17 protein-coding genes are annotated in these 17,407 nt (G+C 73.1%); 11 read left to right on the forward strand and 6 right to left on the reverse strand.

Features of this window, described 5'->3' with window-relative positions:
• The first annotated feature begins 72 nt into the window (after nt 1–72).
• The 5 genes from CRP56_RS07060 (at nt 73) to CRP56_RS07080 (ending at nt 4,621) form a co-directional block, all read left to right on the forward strand.
• Nucleotides 73–1,368, forward strand: coding sequence for an MFS transporter (locus CRP56_RS07060; RefSeq protein WP_097261362.1), 1,296 nt, complete (start codon nt 73–75; stop codon nt 1,366–1,368).
• Complete coding sequence (locus CRP56_RS07065; RefSeq protein ID WP_097261364.1) at nt 1,365–2,210, forward strand: putative hydro-lyase; 846 nt, start codon at nt 1,365–1,367, stop codon at nt 2,208–2,210. Before CRP56_RS07060 ends, CRP56_RS07065 begins: the two co-directional genes overlap by 4 nt.
• A 42-nt stretch (nt 2,211–2,252) precedes the next feature.
• Nucleotides 2,253–3,011 (forward strand): LamB/YcsF family protein, encoded by a 759-nt coding sequence (locus CRP56_RS07070; protein ID WP_097261367.1) that lies wholly within the window; start codon nt 2,253–2,255, stop codon nt 3,009–3,011.
• A gap of 120 nt (nt 3,012–3,131) precedes the next feature.
• Entirely contained in the window at nt 3,132–3,755 is a 624-nt protein-coding gene (pxpB, locus tag CRP56_RS07075; RefSeq protein ID WP_097273797.1) for a 5-oxoprolinase subunit PxpB, read from the forward strand.
• Entirely contained in the window at nt 3,752–4,621 is an 870-nt protein-coding gene (locus tag CRP56_RS07080; protein ID WP_097261369.1) for a biotin-dependent carboxyltransferase family protein, read from the forward strand. Before pxpB ends, CRP56_RS07080 begins: the two co-directional genes overlap by 4 nt.
• A gap of 60 nt (nt 4,622–4,681) precedes the next feature.
• On the opposite strand, the gene CRP56_RS07085 is transcribed toward CRP56_RS07080, so the two are convergent.
• The 5 genes from CRP56_RS07085 to CRP56_RS07105 form a co-directional block, all read right to left on the reverse strand.
• Nucleotides 4,682–5,518, reverse strand: a complete 837-nt coding sequence (locus CRP56_RS07085) for an SGNH/GDSL hydrolase family protein (protein WP_097261371.1) — start codon at nt 5,516–5,518, stop codon at nt 4,682–4,684.
• Complete coding sequence (locus CRP56_RS07090) at nt 5,515–6,753, reverse strand: glycosyltransferase (RefSeq protein WP_097261373.1); 1,239 nt, start codon at nt 6,751–6,753, stop codon at nt 5,515–5,517. Before CRP56_RS07090 ends, CRP56_RS07085 begins: the two co-directional genes overlap by 4 nt.
• The gene (locus tag CRP56_RS07095) at nt 6,750–7,877 is read right to left on the reverse strand and encodes a glycosyltransferase family 4 protein (protein ID WP_097261375.1); all 1,128 of its coding nucleotides are present in this window, start codon (nt 7,875–7,877) and stop codon (nt 6,750–6,752) included. The genes CRP56_RS07090 and CRP56_RS07095 overlap by 4 nt, the downstream gene beginning before the upstream one ends.
• 158 nt (nt 7,878–8,035) lie before the next feature.
• Nucleotides 8,036–9,457, reverse strand: coding sequence for a hypothetical protein (locus CRP56_RS07100; RefSeq protein WP_097261377.1), 1,422 nt, complete (start codon nt 9,455–9,457; stop codon nt 8,036–8,038).
• Between the two features lie 301 nt (nt 9,458–9,758).
• A complete protein-coding gene (locus CRP56_RS07105; RefSeq protein ID WP_079308792.1) occupies nt 9,759–10,151 on the reverse strand; it encodes an ankyrin repeat domain-containing protein in 393 nt (130 codons plus the stop codon).
• Nucleotides 10,152–10,411: 260 nt separating this feature from the next.
• Here CRP56_RS07105 and CRP56_RS07110 point away from each other — a divergent pair, with 260 nt between their 5' ends.
• Both CRP56_RS07110 and CRP56_RS07115 read left to right on the forward strand, forming a co-directional pair.
• Nucleotides 10,412–10,606: a hypothetical protein gene (locus tag CRP56_RS07110; protein WP_059196315.1), complete on the forward strand. Its 195-nt coding sequence runs from the start codon at nt 10,412–10,414 to the stop codon at nt 10,604–10,606.
• 67 nt (nt 10,607–10,673) lie between these two features.
• Nucleotides 10,674–12,242, forward strand: a complete 1,569-nt coding sequence (locus CRP56_RS07115) for an ATP-binding cassette domain-containing protein (protein WP_097261379.1) — start codon at nt 10,674–10,676, stop codon at nt 12,240–12,242.
• Nucleotides 12,243–12,348: 106 nt separating this feature from the next.
• Here the strand turns inward: CRP56_RS07115 and CRP56_RS07120 are convergent, their stop codons facing one another.
• Nucleotides 12,349–13,848: an SCO1417 family MocR-like transcription factor gene (locus tag CRP56_RS07120; RefSeq protein ID WP_097261381.1), complete on the reverse strand. Its 1,500-nt coding sequence runs from the start codon at nt 13,846–13,848 to the stop codon at nt 12,349–12,351.
• A gap of 99 nt (nt 13,849–13,947) precedes the next feature.
• Between CRP56_RS07120 and yczE the strand changes: the two genes are divergently transcribed.
• The 4 genes from yczE (at nt 13,948) to CRP56_RS07140 (ending at nt 17,384) form a co-directional block, all read left to right on the forward strand.
• Nucleotides 13,948–14,601 (forward strand): membrane protein YczE, encoded by a 654-nt coding sequence (gene yczE / locus CRP56_RS07125; RefSeq protein WP_097261383.1) that lies wholly within the window; start codon nt 13,948–13,950, stop codon nt 14,599–14,601.
• Nucleotides 14,598–15,365: a glycerophosphodiester phosphodiesterase gene (locus tag CRP56_RS07130; protein WP_097261385.1), complete on the forward strand. Its 768-nt coding sequence runs from the start codon at nt 14,598–14,600 to the stop codon at nt 15,363–15,365. The genes yczE and CRP56_RS07130 overlap by 4 nt, the downstream gene beginning before the upstream one ends.
• Nucleotides 15,366–15,419: 54 nt before the next feature.
• Entirely contained in the window at nt 15,420–16,754 is a 1,335-nt protein-coding gene (locus CRP56_RS07135) for an MFS transporter (protein WP_101924574.1), read from the forward strand.
• A gap of 255 nt (nt 16,755–17,009) precedes the next feature.
• On the forward strand, nt 17,010–17,384 hold the full coding sequence (locus CRP56_RS07140) for an RNA polymerase-binding protein RbpA (RefSeq protein WP_003977404.1): 375 nt from the start codon (nt 17,010–17,012) through the stop codon (nt 17,382–17,384).
• Nucleotides 17,385–17,407 lie beyond the last annotated feature (23 nt).

Consider the following 17,407-nt stretch of genomic DNA (forward strand, 5'->3'; position numbering starts at 1 on the left):
ACATCACCGCACCACAGGCACCCACCGCACGGCTCAATCCCGCACCCTCCGTCCTCCCACTGCGAGGTGCACATGAGCACGACTCCCCCCTCCCAGGCCCTCACCGCTCACCCCGCACAGACCGAACGCCCCGCCGACGACGGGGCGTTGGGCTGGTTCCGGGCTCTCGGTCCGCGCGGCCGGCGCGCCTTCGCCGGCGCGTTCGGCGGCTATGCCCTCGACTCCTACGACTACTTCACGCTGCCGCTGAGCATGGTCGCGCTGGCCGCGTACTTCGGCCTGGACAGCGGCCAGACCGGCCTCTTCACCACCGTCACGCTGCTCGCCTCCGGGGTCGGCGGCGCCCTCGCGGGCGTACTGGCCGACCGGGCCGGACGGGTCCGGGCCCTGATGATCACGGTGATCACGTACGCGATCTTCACCGTCGCCTGCGGTTTCGCGCCCAACTTCGAGTCGCTGCTGGTCTTCCGTGCGCTCCAGGGGCTCGGCTTCGGCGGCGAGTGGGCGGTCGGCGCGATCCTGGTCGCCGAGTACGCGAGCGCGAAGCACCGGGGCCGCACCCTCGGCGCCGTCCAGAGCTCGTGGGCGGTGGGCTGGGCCCTTGCCGCCGTCGTCTACACGCTGGTGTTCTCGTTCCTCGACGACGACCTGGCCTGGCGCGTGATGTTCTGGACCGGCGCCCTGCCCGCGCTGCTCGTCGTCTGGCTGCGGCGCCGCGTCCAGGACGCGCCCGAGGCGATCGCGGCACGGGAGAAGAGCGGCGGGAAGACCCCGTTCACGGCGATCTTCAAGCCGGGACTGCTGCGCACGACGGTCTTCGCGGGGCTGCTGTCGACCGGCGTCCAGGGCGGCTACTACACGCTCGCCACCTGGGTGCCGACGTATCTGAAGAGCGACCGCGGACTGTCGGTCGTCGGTACCGGCGGCTATCTGACCTTCCTGATCTCCGGCGCCTTCCTCGGCTATCTGACCGGCGGCTATCTCACCGACCGGCTGGGCCGCCGCCGCAACATCTGGCTCTTCGCCCTGCTGTCGGCGATCTGCATCCTGGCGTACGCCAACATCCCGGACGGCGCCAACACCCTGCTCCTCTTGCTCGGCTTCCCGCTCGGGTTCTGCATGTCGGCCATCTTCAGCGGCTTCGGCTCCTTCCTGGCCGAGCTGTACCCGACGGCGGTGCGCGGCACGGGACAGGGCTTCACGTACAACGCCGGGCGCGCCGTGGGCGCCGTCTTCCCCACCACCGTCGGCTTCCTGGCCGACAGCTGGGGTGTGGGCGGCGCGCTGGTCTTCGGCGCCCTCGGTTACGCCCTCGCCGCGCTGGCCTTGCTCGGGCTGCCGGAGACCCGTGGGAAGGAACTCGCGTGAACCGTACGGAAGACCGTCTCACGGCCGTCGCGGAAGACCGCCCCGTGGCCCTCGTCGACGAGCACGCGCACGCGTGGAGCCCGCAAGAGGCCCGCACCCGCTTCCGGGCCGGCCTCACAGGCCCCACGGCAGGGGTCGCCGCGGGCCACACCCAGGTCAACCTGATCTCGGTGCCCGCGGACTGGGCGTACGACATGCTGCTGTTCTGCCAGCGCAACCCCAAGCCGTGCCCGGTGCTCGACGTCACCGACGCCGGATCTCCTACGACGGTGCTGGCGCCCGGCGCCGATCTGCGCACCGACCTGCCGCGCTACCGGGTGTGGCGGGACGGCGAGCTGGTGGACGAGCCGACCGACGTGCGCGCGTACTGGCGGGACGACCTGGTGTCCTTCCTGATCGGGTGCAGCTTCACCTTCGAGTGGGCGCTGACCGAGGCTGGCGTCCCGATCCGGCACCTGGAGCAGGGACGCAACGTTCCGATGTACGAGACCAGTTGGCAGTGCCGCCCGGCGGGGCGGATCCACGGTCCGATGGTGGTGTCGATGCGGCCGGTGCCGCCGCAGCATCTGTCGTCGGCGATCCGGGAGAGCAGCCTGCTCCCGGCCGTCCATGGCGGCCCGGTGCACTGCGGCGACCCGTCGACCCTCGGCATCGAGGATCTCGGCCGCCCCGACTTCGGCGACCCGGTGGACCTGCACCCCGACGACATCCCGGTGTTCTGGGGCTGCGGGGTGACCCCGCAGGCCGCGGTGATGGCCTCACGGCCACCGTTCGCGCTCACCCACGCACCGGGCCAGATGTTCCTCACCGACGCCCGCGACCAGCAGTACCGCGTGGCCTGAGCGGGGCCCACGCACTCGCCCGGAAGGAGACAGGGAAGCTCCATGACCTCGATCGATCTCAACGCCGACCTCGGCGAAGGCTTCGGCCGCTGGCGGCTGACCGACGACGAAGAGCTGCTGTCCGTCGTCACCAGCGCCAACGTGGCCTGCGGCTTCCACGCCGGGGACGCTGCCACCATGCGGCGGGTGTGCGCGCAGGCGGCCGAGCGCGGCGTACGGATCGGGGCGCAGGTCTCCTACCGGGACCTCGCCGGGTTCGGGCGGCGCGCGATGGACGTGCCGCCCGCCGAGCTGGCGGCCGAAGTCGCGTACCAGATCGGCGCCCTGGAGGTCTTCGCGCGCGCGGCCGGCGCGCGTGTGTCGTACGTCAAGCCGCACGGCGCGCTCTACAACCGCGTCGTGCACGACGAGGAGCAGGCCGGCGCGGTCGTCGAGGGTGTCCTCCTCGCGGACGCCTCCCTTCCGGTGCTCGGCCTGCCCGGCTCGCGTCTGCTGGAGCTGGCCGGCAAGTCGGGCCTGCCGACCGTCACGGAGGCGTTCGCGGACCGCGCGTACACCGCCGAGGGCACTCTGGTGCCGCGCGGCGAGGAGGGGGCGGTGGTGACCGACCCGGAGAGGGTGGTGGACCGCTCGGTGGGGCTGGCCCGCGACGGCGCGGTCACCGCGCGCTCCGGCGCCCGCATCGAGGTCCGGGCACGCTCGCTGTGCCTGCACGGGGACACGCCGGGCGCCGTGGAACTGGCCCGCCGGGTCCGGGACCGGCTGACGGAGTCGGGCGTACGCGTGGAGGCCTTCGCATGAGGGTGAGAGCGCCGCTCGCCATCACGGAGTCGGGCGTACGCGAGGAGGCCTTCGCATGAGCATGAGAGCCCTGCCCGTCGGCACAGAATCGGCCGCACACGCGGAGGTCTTCGCATGAGCATGAGAGCGCTGCCCGTCGGCGACGCGGCCCTGCTCGTGGAGGTGTCGTCGGGCGAGGAGGCACAGGCGCTGCACGCGGAGTTGCTGCGTCGCCGCGCGGAGGGCTCCCTGGCCGTCCGCGAGATCGTCCCCGCGGCCCGCACGGTCCTGCTGGACGGCCTCACCGACCCGGCCCGCCTCGCCACCGAACTGGCCGCCGCCGACGTCCCGCCCGCTCCCCCACGCGCGCGTGCCGTCGTCGAACTCCCCGTGCGCTACGACGGCCCGGACCTGGCCGACGTGGCCGCGCACTGGGGCGTGGCACCGCACGAGGTGGCCCGCATCCACGCGGCCACCGAGTTCAGCGTCGCCTTCTGCGGGTTCGCCCCCGGCTTCGGCTACCTCACCGGTCTGCCGGAGCGGTACGACGTCCCACGCCGAGCCACTCCGCGTACCGCCGTCCCCGCCGGTGCGGTCGCGCTGGCGGGGCCCTACACGGGCGTGTATCCCCGCTCCTCGCCCGGCGGTTGGCAACTGATCGGCACCACGGAGGCCGTGCTGTGGGACCACGCGCGCGTACCGGCCGCGCTGCTGTCGCCGGGCACACGCGTGAGGTTCGTACCGGTGGGGGCGGTGGGAGCATGACGGACCGCGCCCTCGCCGTCGTGCGCGCCGGTGCGCTGACCACCGTGCAGGACCTGGGCCGCCCGGGCCACGCGCATCTGGGCGTCCCCCGCGCGGGAGCCCTGGACGGCCCCGCGGCAGCCCTCGTCAACCGGCTGGTCGGCAATCCACCGGAGGCGGCCGTCCTGGAGACGACGCTCAACGGCTGTTCCCTACGGCCGCGTTCGGCGGTCACCGTGGCCGTCGGCGGCGCTCCCTGCCCGGTCAGGGTGGACGGACGCCCGGTCGCGTGGGGCGCGCCGGTGCGCGTGCCCGCCGGGGCGCTCCTGGACGTCGGAACCGCCCTGCGCGGACTACGGAGCTATGTGGGCGTCTCCGGCGGCATCACCGTCGAGCCGGTGCTCGGCAGCCGCTCCACGGACCTCCTCTCCGGCCTGGGCCCGGCCCCGCTCACGGACGGCGCGGTCCTGCCCCTGGGCAGCCCGACGCACCTCCACACGCGCGTGGACGTCGCCCCGCAGCCGGCGCCTCCGACGGAACTCGTCCTACGGGTGACGCTCGGCCCGCGCGACGACTGGTTCACGCCGGAGGCGGTACGGGCCTTCACGTCCCGCACCTTCCGGGTGTCCCCGGCCGGCAACCGCATCGGCCTGCGCACGGAAGGTCCCGCGCTGGACCGTGCCCGGCCGGGTGAACTCCCCAGCGAGGGCATGGTCCTGGGCGCGGTCCAGGTGCCGCCGGACGGCCGCCCGGTGGTGTTCCTGGCGGACCATCCGACGACGGGCGGCTACCCCGTGATCGCGGTGGTGCGCACCGAAGACCTCCCGGCGGCGGCCCAGGCGGTACCAGGAACGCCGGTTCGTTTCGTGGCAGTGCGCCGGCGCTGACCACGTCCGGAGGCGCGTGGGAGCCGCCCGACCACCCCCACGCGCCCGCAGCCAGAACCGCTACGCCGCCTCCGGCACGGACAGGGCCGACAAGGCAGCCGACACCGCGGCAGTCGCCCCCAGATCCAACCGCGCACTCGTCCCCCGAGCCCGATGACGCATCTCGTCCGCCGCGAGCCGAAGCAACTGCGGCAACAGATCCGTACATCGCCGAGCCACCCACCCCGTCCCCGCCGTGGCCAGCCACCACAGACTCGCCGACCTGGTGGGCTGCGCGAACTCGGGTTCGGGGGAAGGCGCCGCCCCCGTCGCCAGTCCGGCCTCCGCCAGCACCGCGTGGAACCGTACGGCCAGCTGCCGGTGCCCCCGCTCACCCGGGTGGAGCCGATCCGCGCTCCACATCGCGCGGTCGGTGATCCAGGCCCCTTCGGCGGCATGGAGATGCACCGCCCCGTACCGCTCGGACAGCGCGTGGACCACGGAGTTGACCGCCCGCTGCCGCCGGGCCAGCGGGCTCGCCAGCGCCCCCGGCAGCCCGAGCATCGCGCCGGGGTCGGGCAAGCAGGCCGTGAGCAGCAGCGCGCCCTGCTCGGCGAACGCCGCGTACACCGCGTCGAGCCGGGCGGCCACGGCGTGGATGTCGAAGGTGCAGCGGAGGGTGTCGTTGACGCCGACGACGACGGACACGACGTCCGGGCGCAGGGCCAGCCCGGCGGGCAGCTGCCGTTCCAGCACGTCCCGGGTCTGCGCCCCGCTGACCGCGAGGTTGGTGAACTCCACGGCCGGGCCGAGCCCGTCGGCCAGCAGGGCGGCCCAGCCCCGCCAGCCGTCGCCGACGGGGTCGCCCACCCCCTCGGTCAGCGAGTCACCGAGGGCGACGAACCGCAGGGGTCTCATCGCGCGCCCCTCTGAAGCGAGTCACCGCGAAGCCCGCCCCCATGAAGCGAGTCATCGCGAAGCCCGCTCCCGCGCACCGCCGGCGTCGCGTCGTGCGCGGCGAGGAACGCCTCCACGGCCGTCCCCCACCCGAAGCACTCCGCACGCGCGCGTGCGACCTTCCGACGCTCGTCGAAGGGACGGTCGAGCAGCATCTCCACGGCGTCCGCGAAGGCGGCCCCGTGATCCGCCGCGACCGCTCCCGCCTCCCCGATCACCTCGGGCAGCGCGGAGGATGCGCTCACGACGACGGGCGTGCCGCAGGCCATCGCCTCCAGCGCGGCGAGCCCGAACGTCTCGGCGGGCCCGGGGGCCAGGCACACGTCGGCGGACGCCTGGAGGGCGCCGAGCAGCCCGCGGTCGGTGACGTGCCCGAGGAAGACGGCCGGCAACCCGCGCTCCCGCGCCCGCTGTTCGAGCCGCGGCCGCAAGGGTCCGTCCCCGGCCACCACCAGCACCGCCCGCCGCCCCCGCCGTACGAGCGCCTCCAGGGCGTCCAGCGCGGTGCCGGGTCGTTTCTCCACCGACAGCCGGGTGCACGTCACCAGCAGCGTCTCGTCCACGCGCGCGTAGACGCCACGCAGTCGCTCGTCGCGCAGCGCCGGGTGCCGTTCGGACAGGTCGACGCCGAGGGGCGCCCGTACGACATTGCGCGCGCCGATCCGGACGAACTCCCGCTCGGCGAACTCGGTGGTGCACACCACGCGCGCGTAGGTGTGTGCCGTACGGAGGTTCAGCGCGTCCGCGGTCCGCCGGGCGGCGCCTTCCGGCACGCCCCAGGTACGGAGCACACCGTCGGCGGTCTCGTGGGAGACCATCACGGCCGGCACCCGCGCGCGTCGCGCCCACTTGCCGGTCCACCTCAGGGTCGTACGGTCGGAGACCTCCAGGCGGTCGGGGGCCAGCGCCTCCAGGAGCCGGGTCACCCGCCGCCGGTCGGCGAGCACGCGGTAGCCGCCGGTGCCCGGCAGCAGCGGCCCGGGCAGGGTGATCACCCGCCCCTGCTCGGTCTCCACGTCGCTGACCCGCTCACCCGGCACGACGAGCACGGGCTCGTGCCCGGCCGCCTTGTAGCCCTTGCCGAGCTCGCGCAGCGCGGTGCGCAGGCCGCCCGAGGCGGGCGCGACGAAGTTCGCGAGCCGGACGATCCGCAGGGGCCGGACGTCGCCTCCGCCGGCGGTCCAGGAACCGGTCATGCCGCCACCACCATCCGCCGACCGGCCAGTACACCCGCGTAGTGCCCCAGCAGCTGATCCCCGACCGCCGCCCAGGTGCGCCCCTCGACCGTCGCCCGTCCCGCGGCGCCGTAGGCGGCCCGCAGTCCGGGATCGGCGGCCAGGGCCCACACGGCGTCCCGTACGGCGGCCGCGTCGCGCGGCGGGACCAGCAGGCCGGTGCGGCCGTGGGCGACGAGGTCCAGCGGGCCGCCGGCCGCGGGCGCGACCACGGGAACCCCGCTGGCCATGGCCTCCTGCACGGTCTGGCAGAAGGTCTCGAAGGGGCCGGTGTGCGCGAAGACGTCGAAGGAGGCGAAGATCCGCGCCAGTTCGCCGCCGGTGCGGCGGCCCAGGAAGACCGCGCCGGGCAGGGCTTCGGTCAGTGCCGGCTGGCTCGGTCCGTCGCCCACCACGACCACCCGCACGCCTTCCAGGCCGCACACGCCCGCGAGCAGCTCGACGTGCTTCTCGGGGGCTAGCCGGCCGACGTAGCCGACGATCAGTTCACCGTTCGGGGCGAGTTCGCGGCGCAGCGCCTCGTCGCGCAGCCCGGGGTGGAAGCGGGCGGTGTCCACGCCGCGCGGCCACAGCCGCACCCGGGGGACGCCGTGGGTCTCCAGGTCGTGCAGGGCGGCGCTGGACGGGGCGAGGGTGAGGTCGGCGGCGGCGTGGACGGAGCGGATGCGGCGCCACGCGGCCGCCTCGCCGGCGTGGACGTAGGTGCGGGCGTATCCCGCGAGGTCGGTCTGGTAGACGGCGACGGCGGGGAGGCCGAGCCGGGCGGCCGCCGCCATGCCGCGGACGCCGAGGACGAAGGGGCTGGCCAGGTGGACGAGGTCCGCGCGGTGCTCGGCGATGGCCGCGGCGACGCGCCGGCTGGGGAGGGCGACCCGGACCTGGGGGTAGCCCGGCAGGGGGAGGGAGGGGACACGGACGACGGGGCACGGCGCGGAGGCGTCGGGCCCGGTACCGGCCGCGGTGGCCGGCGCGACGACGAGCGGGGAATGACCGCGATCCACGAGGTGCCGGGCGGTCTGGAGCGCGCAGTGGGCCACGCCGTTCACGTCGGGGGGAAAGGATTCGGTCACGATGACGACACGCATACCGGTGTTGTCGCCGCACCGGACGTGAACGCGTCAACGTGGATCTTTCCGGCCGGGGAACGTCCCGTGAGCGTTAGCTCGCACACCCGCGCAGGTCAGGCCCTGTCCATACGCGCCTGACCCGCGGGTCGTCCCGAGTTCACCCTGAGGGCGTGCCGTCACATGGCTGCGGCGTCCGGGGGGCCGATCCGGCTGCGTACGGCGGTCTGGACCTCGGCCTCCTCGGCCGGGTCGGCGGCGAGCCGGCGGAGCTGCTCGACGACGCGGGCGTCGGCGGTCTCGGCGTGCCGGGCGGCGATCTCGCGGGTGGTCTCCTCGCAGTCCCAGAGGCACTCGACGGCGAAGCCGGTGGCGAAGGAGGGGTCGGTGGCGGCCAGGGCCCGGGCGGCCCGGCCGCGCAGATGGGACGAGGCGGTCTCGCGGTAGACATGGCGCAGTACGGGGGCGGCGCAGGCGATGCCGAGCCGTCCGGTGCCGTCGACGAGGGTCCACAGGGTCGGTGCGTCCGGCCCCTCGCCCCGGACGGCCTCGCGCAGGGCGGCGAGGACCAGGTCCTTGTCCTCGGCTCCGCCGCGGCAGGCGAGCATGCGTCCGGCGGCGCCGCCCAGCGGATCGGGCCGGTGGGCCCAGCTGCGGGCGCGGTCGACGGCGGCGATGCTGCGCATCCGTTCGAAGGCGTCGACGGCGGCCTCCACGACCGGTGCCGAGCCGGTGACCACGGCCGCCTCGATCAGATCGAGGGCGTCGGGATCATTGCCGTCGGCGAGGTAACGCAGCGCGGTGCAGCGGGCTCCCTCGGTGCCGTCCATGGCGGCGGCGACGATCTCGGGCCGGTCCTCGGGTCCGGCGACCGCCATGAGGCAGCGTGCGGCGGGGACATGGAGCGCGGCGCCGCGTTCGACGCCCTGCTCGGCCCACTCGAAGACCGCCCGCACGCTCCACCCCGGACGGGGTCCGGTAGGTCGCATCTGCCGTTGCCAGCGGTCGAAACAGCCGGCCTCCTGAGCGGCACGCACGCGCGTGGCGATCGCTTCGCGCGGATCCTCGGCCCACAGCCGCCAGGGCCGGGGTTCGAAGGCGTCGCGCACGGTGGCGGCCAGCTCGGCCTCGCCCTCGGCGTCCGTGCCGAAACGGGCCAGTACGGGAGCGGCGAGGGCGCGCAGCCCGGCGTCGTCGTCCCTGAGGGCGAGCTCGTCCAGGGCCCAGGCCCAGTTGGCGCCCGCGGCGGCGTACCTGCGCAGCAGTTCGAGCGCGTCCCGCCTGCCGTAGGAGGCGAGGTGCCCGAGGACCGCCAGGGCGAGGCCGGTGCGTGACTCCTCGTCGTCGAGGTGGTCCTCGACGTCGAAGAGGTGGGCCTCGATACGGTCCAGCTCGCCGCCCAGGTCGAGGTAGAGCCGGGCGTAGTAGAGGGAGCGGTTCTCCACCTGCCAGTCGTGGCGGGGATCCCGCAGCACACAGTGGTTCAGGGCCGCGAGCGCTTCGGCGCGCGGGGCGGTGAGCGCGTGCAGTGTGCCGTCGCCGCGACCCCGCTGAAGCAGGCCGAGCAACGTACCGCTGGGCGCTATGACCGGTTCGAACATGGGAAACAGCCTCACATCAAGCGTCGACGCAACCGGGGTTCTTGCTTCACCTGGCCGCGTGACAACACGTCGGGGCGCCCGCCGTTTCCTGCTTGCTGTAGACCATTTTCCTCTGCCTCTCGTCGGTGGCCCATGCGGGCCGCGTCACGGCCCGCGCGGTGCGGCATCACCTGCCCAGCCATCGCGTCCGTGAATCACGACGTCATGATGACTCGGCACTTACATCTGCCGCGACCGATATTTCGGCGGCCCTTTACCGCCTCCCCCGTTTTCTGTGTCTTCGCTGGTCAGAGCGTTCGGATCAGTGTGCGCCGAACAATTCCAGGAGTTCGGCCTTGCCGAACATCCGAGCGGTGTCGACGGCCGAGGGGGTCCCCGCGGCCGGGTCGGCGCCACCCTCCAGAAGTGCCTTGATCACTTCCGTCTCCCCCTTGAAGACCGCCCCGGCGAGCGGGGTCTGGCCCCGGTCGTTGACCTCGTCGGCGGCGGCCCCGCGCGCGAGCAGCGCGCGTACCGCCTCGGCGTGGCCGTGATAGGCGGCGAGCATCACGAGGGAGTCGCCACGGTCGTTGGTGAGGTTGGCCGGAACGCCTGCGTCGACGTACGACACGAGGGCCTCGGTCTGCCCCCTGCGGGCCAGATCGAAGATCTTGGTCGCCAGCTCCACGACCTCGGGGTCGGGGGCTTCACTCATCGGCCGGACCGCCTCTCATACAACCGTTCAGGTGAATCGCCAGGGTACTGGCTCGCGCGGCACATGACCCGATGTGCCGGAGGTAAAGATCACCACTGACCCGGTCGGACGCAAGTCCCCTGCTCATCCGGCCCAAGCCGCCCCCGTCAAGCGGGTGAAACATCCCGAATTTCACCCGGTTGCACCTTTTATCGTATGGATACATCCTGTGAGCCTGGAAGTACTCATGGTGACTGTCCCCCCGAACCAGGAGACCTCAAATGATCCTGTCCATCTCAGGCGTGGTCCTGCTCGGCATCATCGTCTTCCTCTTCTTCCGCAAGGACGGACTCAAGGCGTCGCACGCCTTTGTCGCCGCCCTTTTCGGCTTCTATCTCGCGAGCACCGCCATCGCTCCGAGCATCAGAGCCGGCGGGGAGAGCCTGGCGAGCCTGCTCGGCGGCATCAAGTTCTGACGCCGCTTCTTCCGACGCCCCTTCCCCAGGCGTCCCTCCCTTCCGTACGCACCATCAGGAGACTGCAGTGGCCCGGCGCCCCCTCCCCCGCATCCTGAGCACAGGCAGCGCGCAGATCGCCCGGAGCCGGGAGCTGGCCCGGACGGCGGCCGACAGCGCCACCGACGTCCTCCACCCGTTGATCACGATCACCCGCGGACTGCGCCGGCTGGCCTCGGCCGGGCGGCGCAAGTGGGCCGACACCCCCAAGGACAAGCGCGGGCCGCTGCTTTTCCTGGTGGCGTCGGTGGTCCTGGTCGTGGCCCTGGTGCCGTACGGTCCGCTGCTCGCCGTCATCATCCTGATGGCGGCGGCAGCATGGCAGGGCCGGGACCGCACCCCGCCCGCACCGGACGGCCCGGACGAGTCGCAGACCCAGCGGCTGAAGTCCCTCTACGAGGCCCTGGTGCCGTACTTCTCGACGGCCGAGGACCCCGCTCCGCTCTACGCCCACGGCGGCGAGTGGGAGAAGGCCTTCCCGGAGTACGAGTTCGACGAGACGAGCCGCGTCACCCAGCTCGTGATCCGCTACCCCGCCTACTTCACCGACGGCGAGGCCGACGCACGCGCGCGTATCGAGCAGTTGCTGCACGCCAAGTCGGGCCGCGGCCGCGAGTACCGCTTCGCGTGGGACGAGGAGGGCAACCAGCTCTCCGTCACCGTCCTGCCGCCGCTGCCCACCGACATCGCCGCCCAGCGATTCGTCACGGCACCCGGCGAGACGGTCCTCGGCTTCACCGACCCCACCGAGGTCCAGCGCACCCTGCCCCTCACCCACGGCGAGGAGCAGCGCGACGTACCCCCCGTCGTCTGGCGCACCGGCGTCCGCTCCACGGAGCCCCATCTGCTGGTCATGGGCCAGCCGGGGAGCGGCACCTCGACCCTGCTGCGCTCCATCGCCCTCCAGGCGCTGCCCTACGGTGACGTCGTCATCGTCGAGGGCGGCGGCACCGGCGAGTACGCGTGCCTGACCGGCCGGGACGGCGTCCTGGCGGTCGAGTGCGGGCTCACCGGCGCGCTGGCGAGCCTCGAGTGGGCCGCCACCGAGACCGAGCGGCGTCTGATCGCCATGAACCGCGCCCGCCAGGCGGGCCACCCGCCGCCGGACGACACCCGGCGCCCCCTGTGGCTCCTCCTGGACCGCCCCAGCGCCTTCACGCACCTCGCCGCGGCCGACGGCCACCGGGACCCGCAGTCCCTCCTCCAGGTCCCCCTGCGCCACGGCCGCGCGGCGGGCGTCACCGTCGTCGTGGCCGACCAGTTCGACAGCGCGGACGCGCTGAGTGACGCGGTACGACAGCACACCCGCGCGCGGGTCGTACTCGGCCCGGCGACGCCCGCGCAGGTGGAGGCGGTGCTGGGCGCTCCCCCGCACACCACGCCGGTCGCCGACGTCCCGCCGGGCCGGGGTTACGCCCGCCTGGGCACGGGCCCGGTCCTCCGCCTTCAGGTTCCGTCGACGCCGGATCCGTACGACGACGAGACGAGTGAGGCGGACCGGCAGGCGGTGCTGGCGTTGTTGCCGCCGCGGACCACTCCCGTGGAGGCAGAGCAGATTCCGGCGGAAGCGGAGGTTGTGGTCGCCGAGGCGCCGTAGGAGGCGCGATGGGTGCGCGACTGCGGGTGCGTGGGGGCTGGTCGCGCCCACCCGGCGGTAGCCGTGAATCGACCAGCCCCGCGCCCCTAAGAGCCCCCAGGCGGCCTCACGCCACAAACGTGCGCGGCGCCTCCCCGCCCCCCGTGCCCCCGCTCTCCACAATCCGCGCCGCCGCCGCCAACCGCGCCGCCGCCTCGTCCGCCACCGCGCCCCCCACGGTGAACGGCAGCCGCACATACCCCTCGAAGGCCCCGTCGACCCCGAAGCGCGGCCCGGACGGTACGCGTACGCCCACCCGCTCCCCCGCCTCGGCCAGCCGCGACCCGGACAGGCCGCCCGCCTTCACCCACAGCGTCAGCCCACCACGGGGCACGTCGAACTCCCACGACGGCAGCTCCCGGCGCACAGCCGCCACCAGATCGTCCCGGTTCTCCCGGCCCTGCACGCGCCGGACATCCACGGCCTGCTCCCAACCCCCCGTGCTGAACAGCCAGTTCACGGCCAGCTGCTCCAGCACCGGCGTGCCCAGGTCGGCGTAGGCCCGCGCGGCGACGAGGCTGCGGATCACGTCCGGCGCCGCCCGCACCCACCCGATCCGCATCCCGGCCCAGAACGCCTTGCTGGCCGAGCCGACGGTGATCACGGTGGACCCGGCGGGGTCGAAGCCGCACACGGGACGCGGCATCTCGACGTCCTCGTCCAGCCACAGCTCCGTCATCGTCTCGTCGGCGACCAGCACGGTCCCCGCGGAGCGCGCCGCGTCGACCAGTTGCCGCCGCTGGTCGTCGTCGGCGAGGGCACCGGTCGGGTTGTGGAAGTCGGCGACGACGTAGGCGATCCGGGGCGCCGCGTCCCGCAGCACCTGCCGCCAGCGGTCCATGTCCCAGCCGGCCAGCCCGTCGGCCATCGCGACCGGCACCAGCCGTGCCCCCGCCTCCCGCATCAGCTGGAGGATGTTGGCGTACGACGGCGACTCGACGGCGATGCGCTCGCCCCGGCCCCCGAAGAGATGACAGATGGCGTCGATGGCGCCCATCGCGCCGGTCGTCACCATGATCTGCTCGGGCATGGTCGGAATGCCCCGCGCGGTGTACCGCTCGGCGATCATCGAGCGCAGCGCGGGCAGCCCGGCGGGATAGTCGCCGTGCGTATGGGCGTAGGGCGGAAGTTCCTCCAGGGCGCCCTGGACCGCGCGGGTCAGCCACGGCTCGGGGGCGGGCAGGGCCGCGCAGCCGAGGTCGATCATCGAGCCGAGCGCCTCGGGCGGCAGGGGTTCAAGACCCCGCGCGGGCAACGGGTTCCCGGCCGGCACCGCCGTCCAGCTCCCCGCTCCACGCCGGGACTCCAGGAATCCCTCGGCGCGCAGTGCCTCGTAGGCCGCCGCCACCGTCGTACGGCTGACGGACAGGGCCAGGGCCAGTTCGCGTTCGGCGGGCAGGCGGGCGGCGACCGGGACGCGGCCTTCGAGGACCAGCAACCGGATGCCGTCGGCCAGTGCGCGGTAGGCGGGCGGACGGCGGGTGCCGGGGCCTGCCGGGCGGTCCTGCTGGGAGTTGAGCAGCCGGGCGAGCTGCGCCGGTCCCACCGCCGAGGTCCACTGCGCCATGGAAATCAGTCCACCTTCCCCGAATTGGCCATGGATGATGCTTCCACCCAAGCCCCAGGGTGTCATGGACCAGGCCACCACGACCACAGGGGGCACCACTTGTCCACGCAGCGCCGACTCGGGCGTCGGCTGATCCAGCTGTACGTAGGTCTCGTCCTCTACGGGGCGAGCTCGGCGCTGCTCGTCGAGGCGGGCCTGGGGCTGGAGCCCTGGAACGTGCTGCACCAGGGCCTCGCCGAGCTGACCGGCCTGACGATCGGTGTCGTGTCGATCATCGTGGGCGCGGCGGTGCTGCTCCTGTGGATCCCGCTGCGCCAGCGGCCCGGCCTCGGCACAATCTCCAATGTCTTCGTGATCGGCATCGCGATGGACGGCACGCTCGCGGCGGTGCCGGAGGTGCACGCCCTGGCCGTGCGGATCCCTCTGCTCGTCGCCGGCATCGTCGTCAACGGCGCGGCCACCGGCCTCTACATCGCCGCCCGCTTCGGCCCCGGCCCCCGGGACGGCCTGATGACCGGTCTGCACCGGCGCACGGGGCGCTCGATCCGGCTGATGCGGACGGCCGTCGAGATCGCGGTCGTCGCGACCGGCTTCCTGCTCGGCGGCACGATCGGCGTCGGGACCGTGCTCTACGCGGTCTCCATCGGCCCGCTGGCTCAGGTGTTCCTGAGGTTGTTCGATGTCCCCTCGGCATCGGACCGCAGCACGGTCGTTGCCGGCGGGCAACCCCGCGGGGCGATACTGCGTCGGTGAGCACCCGGATACGTCACCCGTACCTCGACCACCCCGGCCCGATCCCCTTCGCCCACCGGGGCGGCGCGGCGGACGGTCTGGAGAACACCCTGCTGCAGTTCCGGCGGGCGGTGGAGACGGGTTACCGCTATCTGGAGACCGACGTCCACGCCACGGCGGACGGCAAGCTCGTCGCCTTCCACGACGCGACCCTGGACCGGGTGACGGACGGGGCGGGCCGGATCGCGGACCTGCCCTGGGCGGACGTGAGCCACGCGCGCGTGGCGGGCAAGGAGCCGGTGCCCCTGTTCGAGGAGCTCCTGGAGACGTTCCCGGACGCCCGCTGGAACGTCGACCTCAAGGCCGAGTCGGCACTGCACCCCTTCCTGGACCTGGTCGAGCGCACCGACACCTGGGACCGCATCTGTGTCGGCTCGTTCTCCGAGGCGCGGGTCCTGCGCGCCCAGCGGCTGGCGGGCCCGCGCCTGGCCACGTCGTACGGCACCCGAGGCGTCCTCAATCTGCGGCTGCGCTCCTGGGGTGTGCCCGCCGCGCTGCGCCGGTCCGCGGTCGCCGCCCAGGTGCCGGAGGCCCAGTCGGGCATCCAGGTCGTGGACCACCGCTTCGTCCGTGCCGCCCACGCGCGCGGGCTGCAGGTGCACGTGTGGACCATCAACGATCCCGATCGCATGCACCGTCTTCTGGACCTGGGAGTCGATGGCATCATGACCGATCACATCGACACGTTGCGCAAGGTCATGGAGGACCGCGGCGTCTGGGTCTGACCGACCTCCCGCCCCCGGAACCGCCACCCGCGCGCGGGACCAGCGAGGGGCGGGATGGGCACGGAGACCCTGGTGGCGGAGGCCGCCGACCGGCGGCGCGAGCAGCGCGGCTGGTACTTCTACGACTGGGCGTGCTCCGTCTACTCGACGAGCGTGCTCACCGTGTTCCTCGGCCCCTATCTGACGTCGGTCGCCGAGGACGCCGCCGACGCGGACGGCTATGTCCACCCCCTTGGCATCCCGATCCGCGCGGGGTCCTTCTTCGCGTACTCGGTGTCCCTCTCGGTGATCGTGGCCGTGCTGGTGATGCCCCTGGTCGGCGCGGCGGCCGACCGCACGGGCCGCAAGAAGCCGCTCCTGGCCGGCGCCGCCTACACGGGCGCCGCGGCGACGACGGCGATGTTCCTCCTCGGCGGCGACCGCTATCTCCTCGGCGGTGTGCTGCTGATCGTCGCGAACGCGGCGTCAGCCGTCGGGACGATGCTCTACAACTCCTACCTCCCGCAGATCGCCCCGCCCGAGGAGCGCGACGCGGTCTCCTCCCGCGGCTGGGCCTTCGGCTACGCGGCGGGCTCCCTCGTCCTGGTCGTCAACCTCGTCCTGTACACCGCCCACGACTCCTTCGGCCTGTCCGAGGGCATGGCCGTCCGGATCTGCCTGGCCTCGGCGGGTCTGTGGTGGGGCGCCTTCACGCTCGTACCGCTGCGCCGGCTGCGCGACCGCCGGGCCCCGGCGAAGAAGGCGACCGCCCCGGGCTTCCGGCAGCTGGCCGCCACCGTCCGCGACATGCGCCGCCACCCGCTGACGCTCGCCTTCCTGCTGGCGTACCTCGTCTACAACGACGGCATCCAGACCGTGATCTCCCAGGCGTCCATCTACGGCTCCGAGGAACTGGACCTCGGCCAGTCGACGCTCATCGGGGCGGTGCTGCTGGTCCAGGTGCTCGCGGTCGCGGGCGCCCTGGCCATGGGCCGACTGGCCCGCACGTACGGCGCCAAGCGGACGATCCTCGGCTCGCTCGTGGCGTGGACGGTGACCCTGGCGGCCGGATATTTCCTGCCCGCCGGAGCACCGGTGTGGTTCTTCGTGCTGGCCGCCGGGATCGGTCTCGTCCTCGGCGGCAGCCAGGCCCTGTCCCGCTCCCTGTTCTCCCATCTCGTGCCGCCCGGCAAGGAGGCCGAATACTTCTCGGCGTACGAGATGAGCGACCGGGGCATGAGTTGGCTGGGGCCCCTGTTGTTCGGGATCACCTACCAGCTGACCGGAAGTTATCGGGACGCGATCATCTCCCTGGTCGCCTTCTTCGCGCTCGGGTTCGTCCTGCTCGCGCGGGTTCCGGTGCGGCAGGCGATCCGCGACGCGGGCAACGCCGTTCCGGAGAAGATTTAGCGTTCGACGGCAAAGGGCGGTAGTGTACGCGTTTGGCCTGCCTGGCGTACCGTTACTGCGCGTCAAAGATGCCGAAACGCTGGGTGACATCTGCTAGCAGATGTGACAAACCGGGCGCCGGTGGGTACAACAAGGGGCGGCTACGACGGCGACGCATTGCCCGGAACGGGAATCTTTACCGCCGACCGGACGTTGACCGGATGACGACGACAGCGACACCTGTCCTGTGGGCGACAAGCCCGGGAGGCACGATTCATGAGTGAGCGAGCTCTTCGCGGCACGCGCCTCGTGGTGACCAGCTACGAGACGGACCGCGGCATCGACCTGGCCCCACGCCAGGCCGTGGAGTACGCATGCGAGAAGGGGCACCGGTTTGAGATGCCCTTCTCGGTCGAGGCGGAGATCCCGCCGGAGTGGGAGTGCAAGGTCTGCGGGGCCCAGGCACTCCTCGTTGACGGCGACGGCCCTGAAGAGAAGAAGGCCAAGCCCGCGCGTACGCATTGGGACATGCTGATGGAGAGGCGCACCCGCGAGGAACTCGAAGAGGTCCTCGAGGAGCGTCTGGCGGTTCTCCGCTCGGGGGCGATGAACATCGCCGTTCACCCGCGCGACAGCCGCAAGTCCGCGTAGTCCCTGCGGGGCCTGAGCGAGAA

The organism is Streptomyces sp. TLI_55 (genome assembly GCF_900206255.1).
GTDB lineage: Bacteria > Actinomycetota > Actinomycetes > Streptomycetales > Streptomycetaceae > Streptomyces > Streptomyces aquilus.

Excerpts from the sequence above, each read along its gene's own strand:
- CRP56_RS07060 (WP_097261362.1), top strand. The coding sequence starts at position 73 with ATGAGCACGACTCCCCCCTCCCAGGCCCTCACCGCTCACCCCGCACAG.
- CRP56_RS07070 (WP_097261367.1), top strand. The coding sequence starts at position 2,253 with ATGACCTCGATCGATCTCAACGCCGACCTCGGCGAAGGCTTCGGCCGC.
- pxpB (WP_097273797.1), top strand. The coding sequence starts at position 3,132 with ATGAGAGCGCTGCCCGTCGGCGACGCGGCCCTGCTCGTGGAGGTGTCG.
- CRP56_RS07080 (WP_097261369.1), top strand. The coding sequence starts at position 3,752 with ATGACGGACCGCGCCCTCGCCGTCGTGCGCGCCGGTGCGCTGACCACC.
- CRP56_RS07085 (WP_097261371.1), bottom strand. The coding sequence starts at position 5,518 with ATGAGACCCCTGCGGTTCGTCGCCCTCGGTGACTCGCTGACCGAGGGG.
- CRP56_RS07090 (WP_097261373.1), bottom strand. The coding sequence starts at position 6,753 with ATGACCGGTTCCTGGACCGCCGGCGGAGGCGACGTCCGGCCCCTGCGG.
- CRP56_RS07095 (WP_097261375.1), bottom strand. The coding sequence starts at position 7,877 with ATGCGTGTCGTCATCGTGACCGAATCCTTTCCCCCCGACGTGAACGGC.
- CRP56_RS07100 (WP_097261377.1), bottom strand. The coding sequence starts at position 9,457 with ATGTTCGAACCGGTCATAGCGCCCAGCGGTACGTTGCTCGGCCTGCTT.
- CRP56_RS07105 (WP_079308792.1), bottom strand. The coding sequence starts at position 10,151 with ATGAGTGAAGCCCCCGACCCCGAGGTCGTGGAGCTGGCGACCAAGATC.
- CRP56_RS07110 (WP_059196315.1), top strand. The coding sequence starts at position 10,412 with ATGATCCTGTCCATCTCAGGCGTGGTCCTGCTCGGCATCATCGTCTTC.
- CRP56_RS07120 (WP_097261381.1), bottom strand. The coding sequence starts at position 13,848 with ATGGCGCAGTGGACCTCGGCGGTGGGACCGGCGCAGCTCGCCCGGCTG.
- CRP56_RS07135 (WP_101924574.1), top strand. The coding sequence starts at position 15,420 with ATGGGCACGGAGACCCTGGTGGCGGAGGCCGCCGACCGGCGGCGCGAG.
- CRP56_RS07140 (WP_003977404.1), top strand. The coding sequence starts at position 17,010 with ATGAGTGAGCGAGCTCTTCGCGGCACGCGCCTCGTGGTGACCAGCTAC.